We start from the raw sequence: 18,465 nt of genomic DNA, 5'->3' as shown, positions 1-18,465 counted from the left end.
CACATAGGTAGGGATTCAAGCCAGTAAGGTAGGGATTCAGCCTTGATTGGTAGGGATTCGAGTAACCAAGGTAGGGATTCGGACCCGCGTGGGAAAAACACTGCTCCAATCAAACACACCAAGAAACCAAACGTTCCATGAACAGGAGGATGCAACATGACCAAACAACTGGACACATACGAAACTGAAACGGCAACCGCCGAACAGCCCGGCTGGACATCGATGGTCGACAACATCGGGAACTTCCTCGCGCCGAGCATGGCGAAGGATCACCCGAATCTGCCTGTCGTGAAAGCGGAAGGCTGCTATTACTACGGCGCGGATGGCCGGAAGTATCTGGACTTCACATCGGGGATTGCGGTCGAAAACGTCGGCCACCGGCATCCGAAAGTCGTCGAGGCGATCAAGCACAGTGCGGACCACCTTGTCCACGGACCGTCCGGCGTCATTATTTATGAATCAATCCTGAAACTCGCCTATGAACTGCAACAGGTGCTGCCGCCGAAGCTCGATAACTTTTTCTTCGCCAACAGCGGGACGGAAGCAATCGAAGGCGCCCTCAAGCTCGCAAAATATGTGACGAAGCGGCCGTATGCCGTGTCGTTCACGGGATGCTTCCACGGCCGGTCGATCGGCGCGCTCAGCGTGACGACGTCGAAAAGCAAATACCGCAAGCATATGCAGCCGTCCTGGCTTACATATCAGCTGCCGTACGCGCTGCCGGAATACTTGCCGGAAGGCGCGGACTCGGAAGAGTACTTCGCAGACAAGCTGGAGCGGGATGCGAAGAGCCTGTTTGCCCATCAGGTCGATCCGTCGGAAGTCGCCTGCATGATTGTCGAGCCGGTGCTCGGGGAAGGCGGCTACATCATCCCGCCGAAATCATGGCTGAAGAAAATCCGCGAGATCTGCGACCGCCACGGCATCCTGCTCATCTTCGACGAAGTGCAGACCGGCTTCGGCCGTACGGGAGACTGGTTCGCGGCGCAGACATTCGGCGTCACGCCGGATATCATGGCGATTGCAAAAGGCATCGCGGCTGGACTTCCGCTCAGTGCGACGGTCGCTTCGAAAGAACTGATGGAACAGTGGCCGCTCGGCGCGCACGGCACGACGTTCGGCGGGAACCCGATCGCCTGCTCCGCAGCGCTCGCTTCACTGGAAGTCCTGAAGGAAGAAAAGCTGATCGACAACTCGCGCGACATGGGTGCGTACGCCCTGGACCGGCTTGCGCGGATCCAGGAGAAGCATCCGGTCATCCGCGATGTGCGCGGCACCGGTCTCATGATCGGGATCGAACTCCAGGATCCGGAAACAGGGGAGCCGGACGGAGCGGCGGTCATGGATGTGCTCGACCGGTGCCTGGAAAAAGGCGTGCTGTTTTATCTGTGCGGCAACTCCGGAGAAGTGATCAGGATGATTCCGCCGCTCACCGTGACGAAGGAACAGATCGACGAAGGGCTCGACATTCTGGAAGCAGTTTTGACGGAGCGCGAACGAGCGCACTGAATCCATTTCGGGGGGAATGAACATGTCCGTTGTTTATAAAGGGGAAGGGGCTGCGTCCAAGCGGGCCGCATGGAAGTTTTTGATTCCGTCTCTGATCGGGGCACTGCTGTTTTTGCTGCCGATCAAAGTGAACGGGGAAATTACCATCGGCGTCGGTGTGATGGCCTCGGCCATGCTCAAGGCGGGAGAGGCGTGGATTCCCGGTTTCATCCTGGGGCTGCTTGCCTTTACGATGATCATGACGATCGTGGCGGTGGCGGCAAAGCCGTCGTTCATCGTTAACCAGCCGTTCCTGAAAGGGCTGTTCCTCGTCGGACCGTTCGGGCTGATCACGCGGATTTTCGGATTCGCGGTCGGATTCATGGCGTTTTTCAAAGTCGGTCCGGAATTCATTTCATCCGGCGCAACGGGCGGGGTCGTGCTGTTTGACCTGGCGCCCGTGCTGCTGACTTGGTTCTTGTTCGCAGGGGTCATGCTGCCGCTGCTCGTGGAATTCGGCTTGATGGAATTTGTCGGGACGCTGCTCAGAGGATTCATGGGACCGGTGTTCAAGCTGCCGGGCCGCTCGTCGATCGACACGATGGCGTCCTGGATGGGTGCGGCTCCGGTCGGCGTGCTCGTGACGATGAAGCAGTATGACGAAGGCTATTACACAAAGCGGGAAGCGGCCGTCATCGCGACGACCTTTTCAATCGCGTCGATTTCATTTTCTCTTGTTGTTGCAAATGTCATTGGCCTTGGACACATGTTCGTCCCGTTCTACGCGACGATCGCGATCGCGTCAATTGCCGCTGCGATCATCATGCCGCGCATCCCGCCGCTTTCGAGGAAAGCCGACGAATATGCGCCGGGCGTGGTGCCGCAGATGGAAGAAGACATGCCGGCGGGCGTGTCCAAGCTGAGCTGGGGCTGGAACCAGGCACTAGCAAAAGCGGACAAGGCGAAAGGCCCGAAAGCGCTTGTCCGTGAAGGCGTCGAAACCGTGCTCGACATCTGGCTCGGCCTCATTCCGCTCGTCATGAGCCTAGGGGCGCTGGCCTTGATCGTGGCGGAATACACCCCGCTGTTCCAGTGGATTTCCTATCCGCTCGTCCCGCTGCTCGAACTGATGCAGATCCCGGCGGCAAACGAAGCGGCGCCGACGATGCTCGTCGGATTCGCCGACATGTTCCTCCCGTCGGTCATCGGCAGCGGCATCGAAAGCGAGCTGACGCGGTTTGTCGTCGGCACACTGTCGCTCACGCAGCTCATCTACATGTCGGAAATCGGCATCCTCATCCTGAAATCCAACATCCCGGTCAACTTCCGGGAGCTCCTCATCATCTTCATCCAGCGGACGGTCATCACCCTGCCGATCATCGTGCTGATCGCGCATTGGTTGTTCTGAATAGGAAAGAATGCGAAAAAGCAGCCGTGGAAGGCTGCTTTTTCGTTTTGTCCGGAGTACCGGTGGATGGTGTACAAGAACACCATCAGTCGAAGGAATCACACAGAGAACCGGACAGAATCGCTCCATGAATCCACTCACCCCGGCAACGCGCTCACTCATGGCGTCTATGATTCCACTCACCCGGGCAACGCGCTCACTCAAAGCCTCTATGATTCCACTCACCCCGGACAGCACCATGGATCGAAGAACTCCATCAGTCGAAGAAATCCGCCCGCTGCCCCCGCTCACGTCGCCCCTGTCTACTCGAGCTGCGTTTTGCGGCATCTTCGACGGACGCTTTTCCCGCACGTCTCGCGTATTTACACAGAGAACTGGACACAATTTGCCGGTGTCCGGATGATTTGGCGCGTGGCGTCGATGAACCGGTCGACTTCATCGTCGGTGGTGTACGGGGCTAGTCCCGCCCGGATCCAGCTGCCGGCTTCGAGGACGCCTGCCCGCTCGGCGAGTCGGGTGGCGTAAAAGTGTCCGTCCGCGACAAAGATGGAAAACTCCTCGGCCATTCTTCGGCTGAATTCGGCGGGGGACAGGCCGTCTGCCGTGAAGGCGAGCGTCGGGGTTTTGGGCACGGAATCGGGCGCCTGGTAAAGACGGATGCCGTCCATCTCATGGAAGGCCCGCCGGATCCGGTTCGCGAGCCGGTTTTCATGATCTTCAATCCGGCGGTAACCGTCCAGGATCCGTTCCCGCCGGGTGTTGCCGTTTCCAAGGCTTTCAATGAATCCGACGGCCGCCTTGACGCCGGCAATGGCGGCAAAATTTTGCGTGCCGGTCTGCAGATTGTCCGGATAGTGGTTGTCCGACGGTCCGACTTTGTACGGTTTGAGTTTCTTGAAAACTTCCGTCCGGATGACGGCCATGCCGATATGCGGTCCGAAAAACTTGTAGGCCGAGAAAAACAGGAGGTCGGCGCCGAGCTTTTCCCGGTCGATCGGCATATGCGGAACCGCATGTACGGCGTCGACGGAGGTGAGGGCACCGGCCGCTTTTGCCCGTTCCATGATCGGACGGATGTCGGGAATGGTGCCCACCGCGTTGGAAGCAAGTGTGACGGCGACAAGACGCGTGCGGTGACTGATTTGTTCATCGAGTCGTGAAAGGTCAAGCGTCAGGGTGGAAGAATCTACCGGAATCCAGTTCACCTTCACGCCCTTTTCCTCTGCAGCCGACAGCCAGGGGTCAATGTTCGCGGGATGGTCCATCTCGGTCAGGACGATTTCGTCGCCCGGCTGCCAGTCGCGGCTCAGCGCCCGGGCGACGGAAAACGCAAGCGATGTGGCGTTTTGACCGAAGGCTATCTCCTCGGGGCGGGCATTCACCAGATCCGCCACGGCTTCCCGGGTATTCCGGATGCTTTTTTCCGTCTCCGCGCTTGTCGGAAACTGGCCGTGCAGATTGGCGGTGCCGCCGGTCATATAGCGGATCATCGCATCCATCGCGCCCTTGACGACCTGTGATCCGCCGGGCCCGTCCAAAAACACGGCCGGCCTGCCGTGATGGGTGCGTCCGAGCGCCGGGAACTGGTTGCGGATTTCATCGATCGGATATGCAGACATGAAAACGACCTCCTTGAATATAAAATCGAATTCCGGAAGAGGCGGGATGCCGGTTCCTGTCGACCCGACAATTCTGGATGAATCGCCTATTCCGGATATCGAACTATTTCGACACGCCTTCCCCGAAGTCCTATGAACAATTTTTGAATCAATAGAGAAAGCCGGTTTGCGGCGGCGGGGAAAAGGGAACAAAGCATCAGGTACAAGTGAAGGAAGACGGGGTGGCATTTCCGAATGACCATTGTATTATCAACCATATTTTGCTAATATAAATAAACAAAATGGTTCCCTCCGAACAGTGCCGCCAACATCGGCACTGATTATTTTTTGGTTGGAATTAGTTCAATGGACTTACACTCAACGAGAAAGAAAACACTGATTCGGACTTGTTCGCGGTATTTATGGGCATAAAGACACGCATTGGGATGTCGTGTTAAAACAACCCTGACAATGAAGGAGATGAAATCGGATGGATGCTGTACTGGAACATGAGAGAGAAGTCACCGATGTTTATAGGCTGGACATCCTGCGTGCCGATTGGACAGAGAACTGGGATTTCATCGTGGAGCTGGAGGCCGATTCGCCGGAACAGCTGGGAAGCGACCATGCTCTCTTGTTTGCCAAGACCGTGGCGGGACGCCGGCGGTGCAAAATTTATCGCTCGGTTGGCCCGATCCTTCCCGGCACAGGCAAGATGAAGTACCAGCGGGCATTTCGTTTTTCGAGGTGGGAATAAGCCGGAAAATCAATATGGCGATTTTTGAACAGGCAATAGTCAAATTACACCCGGTGGCAACTTCGAACGGAGATGACAAAACGGCAGCGTGCGCATCAGGCGCGTGCTGCCGTTTTGGAATAGGCCGGTGTCTCAGCCGGCCGGGATGTTCACTTGTTCGCGCAGTTTGAATTTCATGAGCTTGCCGGAAGCGTTTCGCGGCAGTTCCTCTTCAAAGAGGATGTTTCTTGGAATCTTAAAAGCAGATAGGTTCTTCCGGCAGTAGGCCTCGAGCTCATCCGGATCGATCGTTTCTCCCTTTTTTGGAACGATCACCGCCGTCACGACTTCGCCCCACTTGGGGTCGGCAGTTCCGATGATGGCGACATCTGCAATCTGGGGATGCCCGTGAAGGACGTTTTCCACTTCTACGGAGTAGACGTTTTCGCCGCCGGTGATGATCATGTCTTTGCTGCGGTCAACGATGTAGACATAGCCGTCTTCGTCACGGTATCCGAGGTCTCCCGTATGAAGCCAGCCGTCCCGCAGGGTGTCCGCCGTGGCTTCCGGCTTTTTGTAGTATTCCTTCATGATGGTCGGACCTCTCAAAATCAGTTCGCCGACTTCTCCGGGCACAGTTTCGCGGCCGTCCGGCGTGACGAGTTTGGCTTCGGTGAGCCACAGGCCTTCTTTGCCGGCGGAGCCGACTTTGGTTTCGTGGCCGGCGGGGGACAGGAAGATGCCGGACGGACCGCCTTCGGTGAGGCCGCACAGGCTGTAAAAGTTTTTGGTGTTGAAGAACTCGATGCACGCATTCACCTGTGAGGCGGACATCGGCGCGGCCCCGTAGGCGAACCGCTTCACCGAAGATGTGTCATAGCGGTTCTTGTCTTCATGGGCGAGCAGGGCGTTGTACATCGTCGGCACGGCAAAGAAGTTGGTGATCCGGTATTTTTCGATGTCCCGGAACACGGCGGCCGGATTGAAGTCGCGGTGGATCACATGAGTCGCTCCGAGGAACAGGCCGCTCGTCAGGCAGATGATGAGCTGGGCGGCATGGAAAAGGGGCGCGAGATGGATAAAACGCTCCTCGGTGTTGTAGCCGAGCATGCCGATGAGCCCCACCATCGTGCTTGTCACCCGCTGATGGTCGAACAAGGCACCTTTCGGGTGACCGGTCGTTCCGGAAGTGTACAAGATATGAAGATCGTCGGTGTCCGCAAGTGGAACCTCCGGGTTGGAAACGTTTTCAGAAAAAGCCGATTCGATGGTCCGATTGCCGCTGATCGCAGGTGGTCCGGTGGTGATCACCTGACGGATGGCGGGGATGTCGCTGATTGTGCTCTGGATCATTTCTTCGTATTCTGAATCACAGATGACGAGAACGCTGTCGGACTGGCCGAGGATATAGGCGAGCTCCCGCTCCACGAGCCGGAAATTCATCGGTACGAGAACGGCGCCGATTTTGACGCATGCAAGATAGGCGATGGCGAAGTGGTCGGAGTTTTTCATCATCAAGGCGACTTTCTCGCCTTTTTTTATTCCTGATTCCATCAGTCCATTGGCCAGCCGGTTCACTGTTCTGTTGAGGGCTTCGTACGTGTAAGTCCGATCTTCATAGATGACTGCCGTCTTTTCCGGATGCCTTAACACGTTTTGTTCAAATACCTGTACGAGATTCATGTCCCATCCCCCTAAAGTTTTGGTCCGGTGGCTCGATCGTCAGTAGCCCCTGAATGCCGGCCGGCGCTTTTCGGCGAACGCGGACAGGCCTTCTGTCAGGTCGTGCGATTTGGTGTGTTCCCGGAGTGACAGCAGTTCTTGTTTCAAGGCAATCTCCAGCGGCTGTTCCATGCCGTCCGCGACGAGTTCCTTCATCTTCCGTAGCACCAGCGGGCTTTTCGCGGAAATTTTATCAGCCGTGTCCTGGACGGCGGCCTCCAGATTTTCTGGCGGGACCACTTCCTGGACCAGGCCGAAGTCTTTCATATCATCTGCACTGAGGAAGTCTCCCGTGAACAGCAGGTATTTGGCCCGGTTGATGCCGATTTTTCTCGGCAATTTCACGGCGCCGCCGCCTCCCGGGATCACGCCGAAATTCGCATGACCGTCACCGATTCTTGCTTTCTGTGAAGCGATGACAATGTCCGCCGTCATGGCAATTTCCAGCCCGCCCGCCACCGTGATGCCATTGAGTGCTGCGATTAATGGCTTGCTCAACTTTTCGAGTTTGCCGAACACCGACCCGACAAGGTCCAGCAGGCCCGGTTCAAGGGAGTCTTGCGTTTCAATGTCTTCCAGCAATTCCTTCAGGTCTGCCCCTGCACAAAACGCTTTTCCTTTTCCTGAGACGATTACAACCCGGACGTCTTCATCGTGTTCGGCCCGGATCACCGCTTCTTCAAGTGCGCGAAGCAGTTCTTTGCTGATGGCGTTCATTTCCTCGGGCCGATTCAAGTAAATCCAGGCGGACTGGTTTCGTTTCTCGTACAAAATCGGTTCTGTCATCTGTCTCCTCCTACATTTCATTTTCAATTGGGCATCCCGGCTCATTCACCTCCGAAATAGATGTCAGAATAATTGTACTTCATAATAAATTAAGAGACAATCTCGTTTTGGAATGGGGTGCATTGGAAATTTCAACTATTTTACTGCAAAGGATCAAAAATAGGATATAATTGATTAGAATTAAAGAAAATATTGGTGGATTTACAATGGAAGTGGGGGAACGGGATGAACAAAAAGCGGGTTCAACGCGGCGGCTTTGTGATGATGGCTTTGTTCGGTGTGCTGGTCATCGTCAGCCTGAATGCGGGATTAATAAGAAGCACCCATCCGGTTGCCTGGCTTCTGTTGGCAGGCGCTTTTCTGAGGGTCTCGGTGTTTTCGGGAACCATCATGGGAGGAAGGAGAACAAGGAAAACGCAAGTGCCGGCCTCACCGGCAATGAAGTCTAAAAAAGGCACAGGGTCCCCGTCATTGAGGAAGATGGACCATGAAGCAGTCCCGGTTAACAGCCGCAAGCTGTCGAAGGTTCATGCGGAAGTGCTGCTCGATGCAAAAGAACGGAAATTGCGGCATCTTGCCATCAAACGGGACCGTTTACAAGAGAAGTCGGAAATTGCGGAACTGGAAATGGAGATTCGCCGTGTGGCAAAAGAGCAGGAAGAAACAGAAGAATACTTGATGAGCCTGAAGGGATAAAGAGCCCGGCTCGTCCCCGCGAACGATCGACACCCTCTTAAGATTTCATTGAGGCTGTCTTTTTTTTGCCCAAATCTTTCATCCTATGTATAATCCATCTCCCTTGTTTTCATACTGTCTGTAAATATGGCGGGAGAGGGGGCCGGATGGCAATGACCGATAGGAAGCAAGATGCGTCTGCCGTGGATTCCGGACGGGACCGCCTGCAAAAGAGTCTGCAGGAGAATCTGCTTTTGTTAAAGGTGACTTTGGGAGAAAGCTCGGACATTGTCTGCCGGGAGGTCGCAATTGGCCGGGAAGGGATTCCGGCCGGTATTTTGTACACGGATGGTTTGACGGATACGGCCTCCCTCCAGGATTTTCTCCTGGAAACGCTGATGATCGATTTGCCGGAAATAGAAGTAAGAGAGGGCGGACAGCCGGATGCCGCCTTCCTGGAAGAGCTGAAAGAACGGATTTTGACGGTCGCAGAAGTGCAGGAGTCCGACACGGTTTCTTCCTTGCTGGACAGTCTGCTGTCGGGGGATACACTCCTGCTCGTGGACGGGTTTGCCGCCGGCCTGGTTATCCCGAACCGAAAATGGGCGGAGCGGCAGGTCACCGAGCCGAATTCACAGACCGTTGTCCGCGGTCCGCGGGATTCGTTCACGGAAAATATCCGGGTGAACACGGCGCTGATCCGGCGGCGGTTGAAGGATCCGAATCTATGGAATGAATCAAGAAAGGTCGGCACACGGTCCGGGACCGAGGTGGAGCTGATGTATATCCACGGCCTGGTCGAGGAAAGTGTGCTGGACGAGCTGCGCAGAAGGCTGGACTTGATCAAGATCGACGGGATCCTGTCAAGCGGATATATCGAGGAGTTTATCCAGGATACCGACTATACGATGTTCCCCACGATCTACAACACGGAGCGGCCGGACGCGGTGGCGGCCAACCTGCTGGAGGGAAGAATTGCGATTCTCGTGGACGGCACTCCATTTGTGCTGATCGTGCCGGCGCTGTTCGTCCAGTTTTTCCAGTCTCCCGAAGATTATTATCAACGGGTGTTATTTTCAAGTTTTATCCGGCTCCTCCGTTATGCTTCGTTTTGGATCGCCATGCTGCTCCCGGCCTTTTATATCGCCATCACGACGTTCCACCCAAATATGCTGCCGCCGCCACTTTTGATCAGTCTGGCCGCCCAGCGCGAAGGTGTCCCGTTCCCGGCACTCATGGAGGCCTTCATCATGGAATTGGCGTTTGAGATTCTGAGGGAGGCCGGGCTGCGGATGCCGCGGAATATCGGATCGGCCATTTCCATCGTCGGCGCGATGGTCATCGGGACGGCGGCGGTGGAAGCGGGGATCATTTCCGCTGCGATGGTGATCGTCGTTTCCCTGACTGCCATTGCCAACTTCGTTTCCCCGGTGTACGACCTCGGATTTACGGTGCGGATCATGCGATTCGGCTTCATGATCATTGCGGGTTGCTTTGGTTTTTACGGCATCATGATCGGTCTGATCCTTATGATTTTGCATATGTGCAGCCTGCGTTCGTTTGGCGTCCCTTATACGAGCCCGCTCGCACCGTTTAACTGGAGCGATCAAAAAGACACGATGATCCGGGCGCCGATCCCCCGCATGTTCCGGCGTCCGAAGCTGATCGGGAAAGCAAACCCGGTCCGTCAGCAGCCGGCCGTACCCGGAACTCCGGATACGGACAACTCTGAATCGAAAAGGTGATTCCATGAAAAAGCCGCTCTTGATCATACTGATCTGTTGCTGTTTTCTTACCGGTTGCTGGGACAAGCGGGAATTGAATGAGATCGCCATCACCGTCGCATTCGGGATCGACAAGTCGGACGACGGTGGTTTCCGGGTCTCCGCGCAGATTGTTGTGCCTTCTGCCATATCCTCAACCAAAGGAGCTGAGGCAACCCCCGTCCTCCTGTTCCAGGCGGATGGCGAGACCGCTTACGAAGCGATCCGCAAGATGACGAAGCAAGTGCCACGGAAGATTTACCCGGGTCATCTGAAGCTTCTTGTGATCGGAGAGGAAATGGCGAGAGAGGGGATTTGGGACTCGCTGGATATCTTCGTTCGTGACTGGGAATTGCGGCCTGATTTTTCCGTTGTTGTTTCAAAAGACCGTCCGGCCTCGGAAATTCTGGCGGTTCCGACCGCGCTTGACACGATTCCGGCCAACAAACTCTTTGAGATGCTGGAAAACTCTTCGGATAACTGGTCGGCAGTCCAGAAGATCTCTCTTCATGAGCTGCTCGCTGATATATCCAGCGAAGGAAAGGATGCCGTGCTGACCGGTGTGATGTCAACCGGCGATCCCGGTGAGGCCAGCAAGGAAATGATGGGGGAAATCCGGCCGGCCGTCCGGCTGTATTTTGATAATCTGGCCGTCTTTGAAAAAGACCGGCTCGTCGGCTGGCTCGGCGCGGAACAAAGCAAGGGCTTCAACTATGTGTCCGGAAATATAAAAAGTACGGTCGAAACCGTTTCCTGCCCAGAGGGGGGAAACGTGGCCATTGAAGTGACGAAGTCGGATTCCAAAATCAAGGCAAGCTTCAACGGTGAAAGTCCGGAAATGGAAATCACGGTCAAGAACAAAGGCAATGTCGGATCCGTCCAATGCGGACTTGACATGAAAAAGCCGGAAAGTCTTCACACCTTGGAGAGTCTCTTTGAAAAGAAACTGACGGGCACCATCGAGGAAACGATCAAGGAAGCCCAGTCTCGAAGGGGCTCTGATATTTTTGGATTCGGGCGGACCATCCACCGGTCTTATCCTGACAAGTGGAAGAGCCTGAAAAGTGAGTGGGCCGATCACGGCTTCTCGGATGTTCCGGTAAAGGTCAAGGTGGAGATGGACATCCAGATGACCGGGACATTGCTGAACCCGCTTTGAGGACAAGTAGGAGGACGGCTGAGATGAAGGAAACCGAGAGAATCAGTGCCTATCAATTCGGAGTGCTCGTCTTTTTTTTCACGACGGGCACAAGTATCTTGGCAGTGCCGGCTGTTTTGGCGGAAAAGTCCGGACAGGATGCCTGGCTGGCGGCTGTTGCAGGGACGTTGGCCGGAATGGTCATCATCGCTCTTTATGGTGTGCTGGCCCGCTGCTATCCGGGAATGTCACTTTTTGAGGCGATGGAATGGGTTCTCGGCCGATGGATCGGAAAGGTCATGGTCGCGGTATTCATCGTCGTCATGATGAATTACGCGTCCAGTTTGCTTTATTACCTGGGTGCATTTCTGCAGACGGAAATGCTGCCGAATACGCCGATGCCCGCGCTGAATCTCCTTATGCTCGCGGCCGTTCTGCTTGGTTTGTTTCTCGGGCTGGAGACGATTGCCCGTGCATCAGAAATTTTTATTGTGATGTACTTCCTGTTTTTGTTCCTGTTGTTCATTTTATTGCTGCCGGAAATCAAAGTCGAGAACATCCGGCCGGTTTTTGAGCATGGAGCCGGAACGATTGCCCGTGCCTCTTTTCCCCTGATTGAGGTGTTTGCACTGAACACGGTCACCATGCTCGTGATTTATTCTGTTTCCACCAACAGTGAGAAAGGGGCCGGCCGTTCGATGTTGGTCGGCAGCGCGATCAGTGCGGCGGTGATCATCTTGCTAACGCTTTTATGCGTCACCGTACTGGGCGGCGACAATACGGCGAAACAGCAATACCCGGGATATGAACTGGCCAAGAGGATCGACATCGGAAACTTTATTCAGCGGATCGAATCGACGATGGCTTTCCTGTGGCTGATTACGCTGTTTTTCAAGACTTCGATTTACCTGTATGCGGCGACGCTCGGGACTTCCCGGCTGTTCGGGACAGGGAATTACAGGACATTTATTCTGCCGCTGGGGACGATGGCTTTTCTTTTGTCCCTGACCCTGTTTCCGAGCATCATCGAGTTTAAAGAGTGGCGGGCAACCGTCGGAGTGAAACTTTCCATTTTATCGGGCATTGTCATTCCGCTGTTGCTCGCGGCCGTGTACGTCATCCGCCGAAAACAATTGAAAAGGAAGAAAGTAGCCGAACGGTGTTAAGGCGGACGCGACGACCATGCGAAGCAGCATGGTCGTTTTCGCGTTTTCGGAAAGCGTCTCACTCGCGGCGCATAGCGTCTCACTCGCGCGGGTTAGCGTCTCACTCGCACCGGATTGCGTCTCACTCGCCGCACTTAGCGTCTCACTCGCCCCTTTATGCCTTCCGTTCCTTCCATAATTGTGTGTTGAAACGCTCCGCCCGCCCATATGATGAAGGAAAGTCGGCGACGTGGCGGGTGCGGGCAACGGAGAGGGGGATCGGGAAGTTGGGCAAGCTCAGGGTGGGTGTGATCGGGGCGGGGATGATTTCGGATTATCATTTGCAGTCGTATGCGGCGAACGAGGAGACGGAGCTTCACGGAATCTACGATTTGTCGGCGGAGCGGGCGCGGGAGAAGGCGGCAAGGTACGGGGTCAACAAGGTGTACAGGTCGACGGCGGAACTGCTGGCGGATCCCAAGATTGACGCGGTGAGCATCTGCACCTGGAATGACACGCATGCGCAGTTGTCGGTTGACGCTGTTTCTCACGGGAAACACGTGCTCGTGGAAAAGCCGCTCGCGATGACATATCCGGAGGCGCTGAAGATCCGGGATGCGGCTGCCGGGCGGAGTCAGGTGTTCCAGGTCGGGTTCGTTCGCCGGTTCGCAGCGGGGACGCGGGTGCTGAAGAAGTTCATCGACGACGGGCTGCTCGGCGGGATTTATTACGCAAAGGCGACGCATCTGCGGAGGATCGGCAATCCGGGCGGGTGGTTCGCGGACCGGTCGCGCTCCGGCGGCGGGCCGCTCATCGACCTCGGGGTGCACTTGATCGACACGGTCTGGTACCTGATGGGGAAGCCGAAAGTCGCGCGGATCAAGGGGGTGACTCACCGGGAGCTCGGCAACCGGGCGAACGTCGGGAACCTGTCGTTTTATAAGGCGGCCGACTACAGCGCGGACAAGAACGACGTCGAGGACCTGGCCGCGGCGCTGATCGAGTTCGAGAACGGCGCCTCGCTCTTGCTCGACGTGTCGTTCAGCCTGCATGCGAAGGAGACCGAGACGAAGATCCAGCTTTTTGGGAAGAAGGGCGGTGCGGAACTGGAGCCGGAACTGTTGCTCGTGACGGAACAGCACGACACGATTTTGAACGTGCATCCTCAGATTGACCACTTGACGCTTGATTTTGACGAGGCGTTCGGGTCGGAGATCGATCACTTTGTCGCATGCTGCCTCGGAGGCGGGGGGACGCATGCGCCGCTTGAGGACGGGCTTGAGGTGATGAAGATGCTGGACGGGATCTACGAGTCGGCGAAATCCGGTCAGGAGGTGGTGTACGGTGACGGTTAGGCTGAATAATCCGGTCGGGGTGATCACGGACAATCTGCGGCTGCCGGTGCGGGAGGCGCTGGTGAAGGCGAAGGAGATCGGCGCGGACGGGGTCCAGATGTATGCGGTATCGGGCGAGCTGGAGCCTTCGCAAATGAGCCCCGCCAAGAGACGGGAGCTGACGGGGTTTATTGCCGGGCTCGGTCTGGAGGTGTCGGCGATTTGCGGGGATCTCGGCGGGCACGGGTTTCAGGATCCGGCGGCGAACCGGGAGAAGATCGAGAAGTCGAAGCGGATCATCGACTTGGCGAAGGATCTCGGGACGGATGTGGTGACGACGCATATCGGGATCGTGCCGGAGGATGAGTCGGGGCGGATGTATGCGGTGATGCAGGAGGCGTGCGGGGAGCTGGCGGCTTATGCGAAAAGTGTGGACGGGTATTTCGCGATCGAGACGGGACCGGAGACGGCGGAACGGCTGAAGCGGTTTCTTGATTCGTTGCCGGGCGACGGGGTGTCGGTGAATTATGATCCGGCGAATCTCGTGATGGTCACGGGGGACGATCCGGTGAGGGGGGTGCATCTGCTGAAGGACTATATCGTTCATACGCATGTGAAGGATGGTGTCCGGCTTGCTTGTGTGGATCCGCGGGATGTGTACGGGATGCATGGGTTCAATGAGGGCAGTTCGCACGGGGACATTGCGGCGATGGTGGAAAGCGGGGCGTTTTTCCGTGAGGTGCCGCTCGGTGAGGGGGCGGTCGGGTTCGATGCGTACTTCCGGGCGCTTGCGGACATCGGGTATGATGGGTATCTGACGGTGGAGCGCGAGGTGCGGGCCGATCCGGTGCGGGATATTTCAGAGGCGGTACGGTTCATCAATCAGTACCGGTTCCCGCCGTGAGAAGGGGGTGTTTCGGATGACGGTGTTGGCGATCGACGGGGGCGGCACGCAGACGGCGGCGGTTTTGTGCGGGTTGGACGGGCGTGTGCTGGCGCGTGCGGAGGCGGGGCCGAGCAATCCGACGGTGATGAGTCCCGGGGAGTTTGCCGCGGTGCTGTCGGGTCTGATTGGGCGGCTGCGCGCTGCGGACCCGGAAGCGTTCGAGCAACTGGCGTTCTTGCATGCGGGAATGAGCGGCGTGATGGAGAGCGGGGGCGGACGGCTTGTCCGGGAGGCGGCGGGCAAATTGCTGCCGGCCGGGTGCAGGCTGAGTGTGTCGAATGACTCGGTGAATGCACTCATGGCCGGGACGCTCGGCGCACCGGGCATCGTCCAGGTGGCCGGGACCGGGGCGATTACATACAGCCTGGATGAGGCGGGCGCGGAGCACCGGGTCGCCGGGTGGGGGTGGCTGTTCGATGACCGGGGGAGCGGGTTTGACCTCGGGATTGAGGCGTTGCGGAGCGTGTTCCGGGCATATGACGGGCGGGGTGCGGAGACGGCGCTGACCAGGGCGGTATTGAAACATTTCGGCGTGGCTGAGGTGCCGGATCTGATCCCGCTGCTGTACGGGGACGAAGGCGTGCATCCGCGTAGTTTGGTCGCGCCGCTCGGGCGGTGCGTCGTTGAGCTGGCGCGTGAGGACGCGGCGGCGGGCGCGATTGTCCGACGGGCGTGCGGGGAGTTCTGGGAGTGTGTGGTGAGCTGTTTTCGCCGGAGTGCGTTTTCGGGGAGTTCGGTTCCGGTCGTGCTGGCGGGCGGCGTGTTTTCGGATTTCGGGCTGTTCCGCGGTGAGCTGGAGCAACTGAGGGCGGGGAGCGGCTATGAATTCCGATTCGTCGCGCCGAAGATGCCCCCGGTCGGCGGAGCGGCGATTGCCCCGCTTGAACTGGCACCGGGTGCGGCCGAGGCGTTTGCGGAGAAGTTCAATGAAACTTACGGCGAGTGAGCGGGGCTTCTGATCGATGATATAATGAGGGTTCAGGACAGCAACGGGCGGAGGAGTTGGGATGGTCATACCGATATTGCGGATGTTCGACCGCGAGAAGACGTACGCGTTTTATGTGGACTACCTGGGATTTGCGCTTGAATGGGAGCACCGGTTTGATGAAGGCATGCCCGTGTACGCCGAGCTGTGTCTCGGCGGAAATGTGATTCATTTGAGCGAGCACCACGGCGACGCGACGCCCGGGAGCGCCGTCCGCATCGGGATGAACGGGCTGGAAGACTTTCTGGAGCGCCTGCGAGGACGTGATTACCCGTTCATGAACCCGAAGATCGAGCAGGCGCCGTGGGGAATGAAGGAACTGACCGTGATGGACCCGTCCTCGAACCGGATTGTGTTTTATGAGGAGACCGGGGAGTGAGCGGGATAAAGATAAAGGCAACGCTCATAAAAAGGAGGAGAAGGGACGAGATGCAGACGCCTGCACCTCGTCCCTTCTCTTCTTTGTTCTGTTTTCATTCTGCCATGTGAGCCTGCGCCTCAACTCGCGCCACTCGCGGCCAAACTCGCGCCACTCGCGGCCAAACTCGCGCCACTCGCGGCCAAACTCGCGCCACTCGCGACCCAACTTACTCCACTCACACCAGCATCAAGTCCCGTTAATCCCCAATAGTCCCCTCAAACCAACGCCGCCTCTTATTTACACACCCGCTCCACATATGTTAAACTGTCAATCGTCCAATCATCCTACAAATTTGAGGTGAATTGAATGTCGGCAATTTCGAAGGCGAGCCGGGCATCGCTGGTGGATCAGGTGGTCGGCCAGATGGAGGCGCTCATTGACGGCGGGGAGTGGCCGGTCGGGGAGCGGATTCCGACGGAGATGGAGCTGGTCGGGGAGTTTGAGGTGAGCCGCAATACAATCCGTGAAGCGACCCGGGCGCTGGTTCACGCGGGGCTTTTGCAGTCGCGGCAGGGGAGCGGCACTTATGTGTGCTCGTCGAGCGTGCTGGAGGCGGCGATCCGGAAGCGGGTGGACCGGGCGGATGTGCTCGATACGCTGGAGGTCCGGCATGCATTGGAGCGCGAAGCGGCGCGGCTTGCGGCCGTCCGGCGGAACGCGTCGGATCTGGAGGAGATGCAGTCGGCTTTGATTGCCTGCAAGGAGATGCTGTCTGCGGGCGATCCGCAGGGCTATATGTCGGCGGATCTCGCGCTGCACCGGGCGATTGTGCGGGCGTCGCACAATCCCGTCCTCATCGATTTGTATGGGCATCTGATTGACCCGCTGGAGTCGTCGATCCGCAATATCCTGGATGCGACGGCCGATCAGAGCGGGCACCGGGATGTCCACGATGCGCTTGTCGAGGCGATTGTCCGGCAGGATCCGGACGGGGCGATGGATGCGGTCAATGCGTATATCCACCGGTTCAAAGACACACTTTTACATAGATAAAGGGGACGACCATGAGATTACAACAACCAGAGTTACTTCAGCAAGAGGAATCAAAGGTTAAAATGATCGCAAGCGCGGAGGTGCTGCTTGTATTTTTGGCGATCATCAGCGTCGGCGCGAATCTGCGGGCGCCGCTCACGTCGGTCGGACCGCTTGTCGGAAATATCCGGGCCAGCCTCGGCATTTCAAGTTTTGCCGCGGGCTTTCTGACGACGCTCCCGCTGCTCGCGTTTGCCGCCGTTTCGCCGTTTGCGCCGAAATTATCGCGGCGCTTCGGGATGCAGACGGTGCTGTTCGGGGCGTCTGTTCTCATCACGGCCGGCGTGTTCCTCCGCATGGTGAGCCACGTCGGGCCGCTGTTTGCCGGCACGCTGCTCATCGGACTCGGCATTGCGTTCGGCAACGTGCTCATTCCGGGGCTGATCAAATCGAGCTTCCCGCATCATATCGGTCTCATGACGGGCATTTACGCCGTGTCGATGAATGTGTGTGCGGCGATTGCGTCGGGCCTGAGTGTTCCGGTCGCCGGCCGGCTCGGCTGGAACGGGTCGCTCGGGTACTGGGGATTCATTTCCTTAGTCGCGATTCTCGTGCTGCTGCCACAGGTGAAACTGCGCAGGAGTGTTTCTGCCGGCAGGGCGGCGGTGCAGAAGGGCGCGAACATGTGGAAGTCGAAGCTTGCCTGGTGCATCACGGTGTTCATGGGGCTCCAGTCGCTCATCTTCTACACGACCGTCGCCTGGCTGCCGGAAATCATGACCGAACGCGGCATCACGGTCAGCGCCGCGGGGTGGATGCTGTCGATCATGCAGTTTGCTTTGATCCCGTTCACGTTCATCATCCCGATCATCGCCGGCAAAATGAAGAGCCAGATTCCGCTCGTCATCCTGACGGGAGCGCTGTTCATCGGCGGCACGCTCGGCATCCTGTTCGGCAGCACGTCGCTTATGGTGGTGTGGGCAATCCTGATCGGCATCGGCGGCGGGACCGCATTCAGCCTCGCGATGATGTTCTTCAGCCTGCGCACGCGCAGTTCCCAGGAAGCGTCGGAGCTGTCCGGCATGGCCCAGTCGTTCGGGTATCTGCTCGCTGCGGCCGGCCCGGCGCTGTTCGGTGTTTTGCATGATGCGACGAACAGCTGGACACTGCCGCTCCTGCTGCTGCTCGGCGTCTCGGTGGCGATTTTGCTTGCCGGGCTCGTGTCGGGAAGGAATGTGCAGATCCGGTGAGTGAAAATGAAAACCGTCCTTCGGGGCGGTTTTTTTTATGTGCGCCCAGCATGGGCGCAGTCTATAGGGTGCAAGTCCCGAGCTGTGAAGGCAGAAGT

16 protein-coding genes are annotated in these 18,465 nt (G+C 57.4%); 13 read left to right on the top strand and 3 right to left on the bottom strand.

The features are described from left to right. Window positions 1-222: 222 nt before the first annotated feature. Both ACFFIY_RS02955 and ACFFIY_RS02950 read left to right on the top strand, forming a co-directional pair. Window positions 223-1,509: an aspartate aminotransferase family protein gene (locus tag ACFFIY_RS02955; protein ID WP_354197948.1), complete on the top strand. Its 1,287-nt coding sequence runs from the start codon at window positions 223-225 to the stop codon at window positions 1,507-1,509. Window positions 1,510-1,531: 22 nt separating this feature from the next. Beyond that, window positions 1,532-2,896: a YjiH family protein gene (locus ACFFIY_RS02950; protein ID WP_354197916.1), complete on the top strand. Its 1,365-nt coding sequence runs from the start codon at window positions 1,532-1,534 to the stop codon at window positions 2,894-2,896. Window positions 2,897-3,258: 362 nt separating this feature from the next. On the opposite strand, the gene ACFFIY_RS02945 is transcribed toward ACFFIY_RS02950, so the two are convergent. After that, entirely contained in the window at window positions 3,259-4,515 is a 1,257-nt protein-coding gene (locus tag ACFFIY_RS02945; protein ID WP_354197918.1) for a cysteine desulfurase-like protein, read from the bottom strand. A gap of 469 nt (window positions 4,516-4,984) precedes the next feature. On the opposite strand from ACFFIY_RS02945, the gene ACFFIY_RS02940 reads away from it, so the two are divergent. Continuing rightward, window positions 4,985-5,251: a hypothetical protein gene (locus ACFFIY_RS02940; RefSeq protein ID WP_354197920.1), complete on the top strand. Its 267-nt coding sequence runs from the start codon at window positions 4,985-4,987 to the stop codon at window positions 5,249-5,251. A 132-nt stretch (window positions 5,252-5,383) separates the two neighbouring features. Here the strand turns inward: ACFFIY_RS02940 and ACFFIY_RS02935 are convergent, their stop codons facing one another. Further along, on the bottom strand, window positions 5,384-6,913 hold the full coding sequence (locus tag ACFFIY_RS02935; RefSeq protein WP_354197922.1) for a long-chain-fatty-acid--CoA ligase: 1,530 nt from the start codon (window positions 6,911-6,913) through the stop codon (window positions 5,384-5,386). A gap of 39 nt (window positions 6,914-6,952) precedes the next feature. Then, window positions 6,953-7,738, bottom strand: coding sequence for an enoyl-CoA hydratase/isomerase family protein (locus ACFFIY_RS02930; protein ID WP_354197924.1), 786 nt, complete (start codon window positions 7,736-7,738; stop codon window positions 6,953-6,955). A gap of 258 nt (window positions 7,739-7,996) precedes the next feature. Between ACFFIY_RS02930 and ACFFIY_RS02925 the strand changes: the two genes are divergently transcribed. The 10 genes from ACFFIY_RS02925 to ACFFIY_RS02880 all read left to right on the top strand — a co-directional run bounded on the left by ACFFIY_RS02925 (window position 7,997) and on the right by ACFFIY_RS02880 (window position 18,367). After that, window positions 7,997-8,434: a hypothetical protein gene (locus ACFFIY_RS02925; protein ID WP_354197926.1), complete on the top strand. Its 438-nt coding sequence runs from the start codon at window positions 7,997-7,999 to the stop codon at window positions 8,432-8,434. 152 nt (window positions 8,435-8,586) lie between these two features. Further along, a complete protein-coding gene (locus tag ACFFIY_RS02920; protein WP_376837173.1) occupies window positions 8,587-10,158 on the top strand; it encodes a spore germination protein in 1,572 nt (523 codons plus the stop codon). 19 nt (window positions 10,159-10,177) lie between these two features. Beyond that, complete coding sequence (locus ACFFIY_RS02915) at window positions 10,178-11,335, top strand: Ger(x)C family spore germination protein (protein ID WP_354197930.1); 1,158 nt, start codon at window positions 10,178-10,180, stop codon at window positions 11,333-11,335. Between the two features lie 23 nt (window positions 11,336-11,358). Continuing rightward, window positions 11,359-12,480: a GerAB/ArcD/ProY family transporter gene (locus ACFFIY_RS02910; protein WP_354197932.1), complete on the top strand. Its 1,122-nt coding sequence runs from the start codon at window positions 11,359-11,361 to the stop codon at window positions 12,478-12,480. Between the two features lie 266 nt (window positions 12,481-12,746). Then, window positions 12,747-13,814, top strand: coding sequence for a Gfo/Idh/MocA family protein (locus ACFFIY_RS02905; RefSeq protein WP_354197934.1), 1,068 nt, complete (start codon window positions 12,747-12,749; stop codon window positions 13,812-13,814). After that, window positions 13,804-14,697, top strand: coding sequence for a sugar phosphate isomerase/epimerase family protein (locus tag ACFFIY_RS02900; RefSeq protein ID WP_354197936.1), 894 nt, complete (start codon window positions 13,804-13,806; stop codon window positions 14,695-14,697). Before ACFFIY_RS02905 ends, ACFFIY_RS02900 begins: the two co-directional genes overlap by 11 nt. Window positions 14,698-14,713: 16 nt before the next feature. Beyond that, on the top strand, window positions 14,714-15,685 hold the full coding sequence (locus ACFFIY_RS02895; RefSeq protein WP_354197938.1) for a BadF/BadG/BcrA/BcrD ATPase family protein: 972 nt from the start codon (window positions 14,714-14,716) through the stop codon (window positions 15,683-15,685). Between the two features lie 61 nt (window positions 15,686-15,746). Beyond that, complete coding sequence (locus ACFFIY_RS02890; protein WP_354197940.1) at window positions 15,747-16,103, top strand: glyoxalase superfamily protein; 357 nt, start codon at window positions 15,747-15,749, stop codon at window positions 16,101-16,103. A 348-nt stretch (window positions 16,104-16,451) separates the two neighbouring features. Beyond that, the gene (locus ACFFIY_RS02885) at window positions 16,452-17,138 is read left to right on the top strand and encodes a FadR/GntR family transcriptional regulator (protein ID WP_354197942.1); all 687 of its coding nucleotides are present in this window, start codon (window positions 16,452-16,454) and stop codon (window positions 17,136-17,138) included. A gap of 11 nt (window positions 17,139-17,149) precedes the next feature. Beyond that, window positions 17,150-18,367 carry a CynX/NimT family MFS transporter gene (locus tag ACFFIY_RS02880; protein ID WP_354197944.1) on the top strand — a complete coding sequence of 406 codons (1,218 nt, stop codon included), beginning with the start codon at window positions 17,150-17,152 and terminating at the stop codon, window positions 18,365-18,367. The last annotated feature ends 98 nt before the right edge of the window (window positions 18,368-18,465 follow it).

It is taken from the genome of Bhargavaea ullalensis (genome assembly GCF_042432615.1).
In the GTDB taxonomy this organism is placed as follows: Bacteria; Bacillota; Bacilli; order Bacillales_A; family Planococcaceae; genus Bhargavaea; species Bhargavaea ullalensis.
Note: the sequence above shows the minus strand (reverse complement) of the source record. Positions and strands in the feature narration are given on the sequence as shown.

What these genes read in the sequence shown, in the direction of transcription:
- ACFFIY_RS02955 (WP_354197948.1), top strand. Translation starts at nt 223, where the DNA reads ATGGTCGACAACATCGGGAACTTCCTCGCGCCGAGCATGGCGAAGGAT.
- ACFFIY_RS02950 (WP_354197916.1), top strand. Translation starts at nt 1,532, where the DNA reads ATGTCCGTTGTTTATAAAGGGGAAGGGGCTGCGTCCAAGCGGGCCGCA.
- ACFFIY_RS02945 (WP_354197918.1), bottom strand. Translation starts at nt 4,515, where the DNA reads ATGTCTGCATATCCGATCGATGAAATCCGCAACCAGTTCCCGGCGCTC.
- ACFFIY_RS02940 (WP_354197920.1), top strand. Translation starts at nt 4,985, where the DNA reads ATGGATGCTGTACTGGAACATGAGAGAGAAGTCACCGATGTTTATAGG.
- ACFFIY_RS02935 (WP_354197922.1), bottom strand. Translation starts at nt 6,913, where the DNA reads ATGAATCTCGTACAGGTATTTGAACAAAACGTGTTAAGGCATCCGGAA.
- ACFFIY_RS02930 (WP_354197924.1), bottom strand. Translation starts at nt 7,738, where the DNA reads ATGACAGAACCGATTTTGTACGAGAAACGAAACCAGTCCGCCTGGATT.
- ACFFIY_RS02920 (WP_376837173.1), top strand. Translation starts at nt 8,587, where the DNA reads ATGACCGATAGGAAGCAAGATGCGTCTGCCGTGGATTCCGGACGGGAC.
- ACFFIY_RS02910 (WP_354197932.1), top strand. Translation starts at nt 11,359, where the DNA reads ATGAAGGAAACCGAGAGAATCAGTGCCTATCAATTCGGAGTGCTCGTC.
- ACFFIY_RS02895 (WP_354197938.1), top strand. Translation starts at nt 14,714, where the DNA reads ATGACGGTGTTGGCGATCGACGGGGGCGGCACGCAGACGGCGGCGGTT.
- ACFFIY_RS02890 (WP_354197940.1), top strand. Translation starts at nt 15,747, where the DNA reads ATGGTCATACCGATATTGCGGATGTTCGACCGCGAGAAGACGTACGCG.
- ACFFIY_RS02885 (WP_354197942.1), top strand. Translation starts at nt 16,452, where the DNA reads ATGTCGGCAATTTCGAAGGCGAGCCGGGCATCGCTGGTGGATCAGGTG.
- ACFFIY_RS02880 (WP_354197944.1), top strand. Translation starts at nt 17,150, where the DNA reads ATGAGATTACAACAACCAGAGTTACTTCAGCAAGAGGAATCAAAGGTT.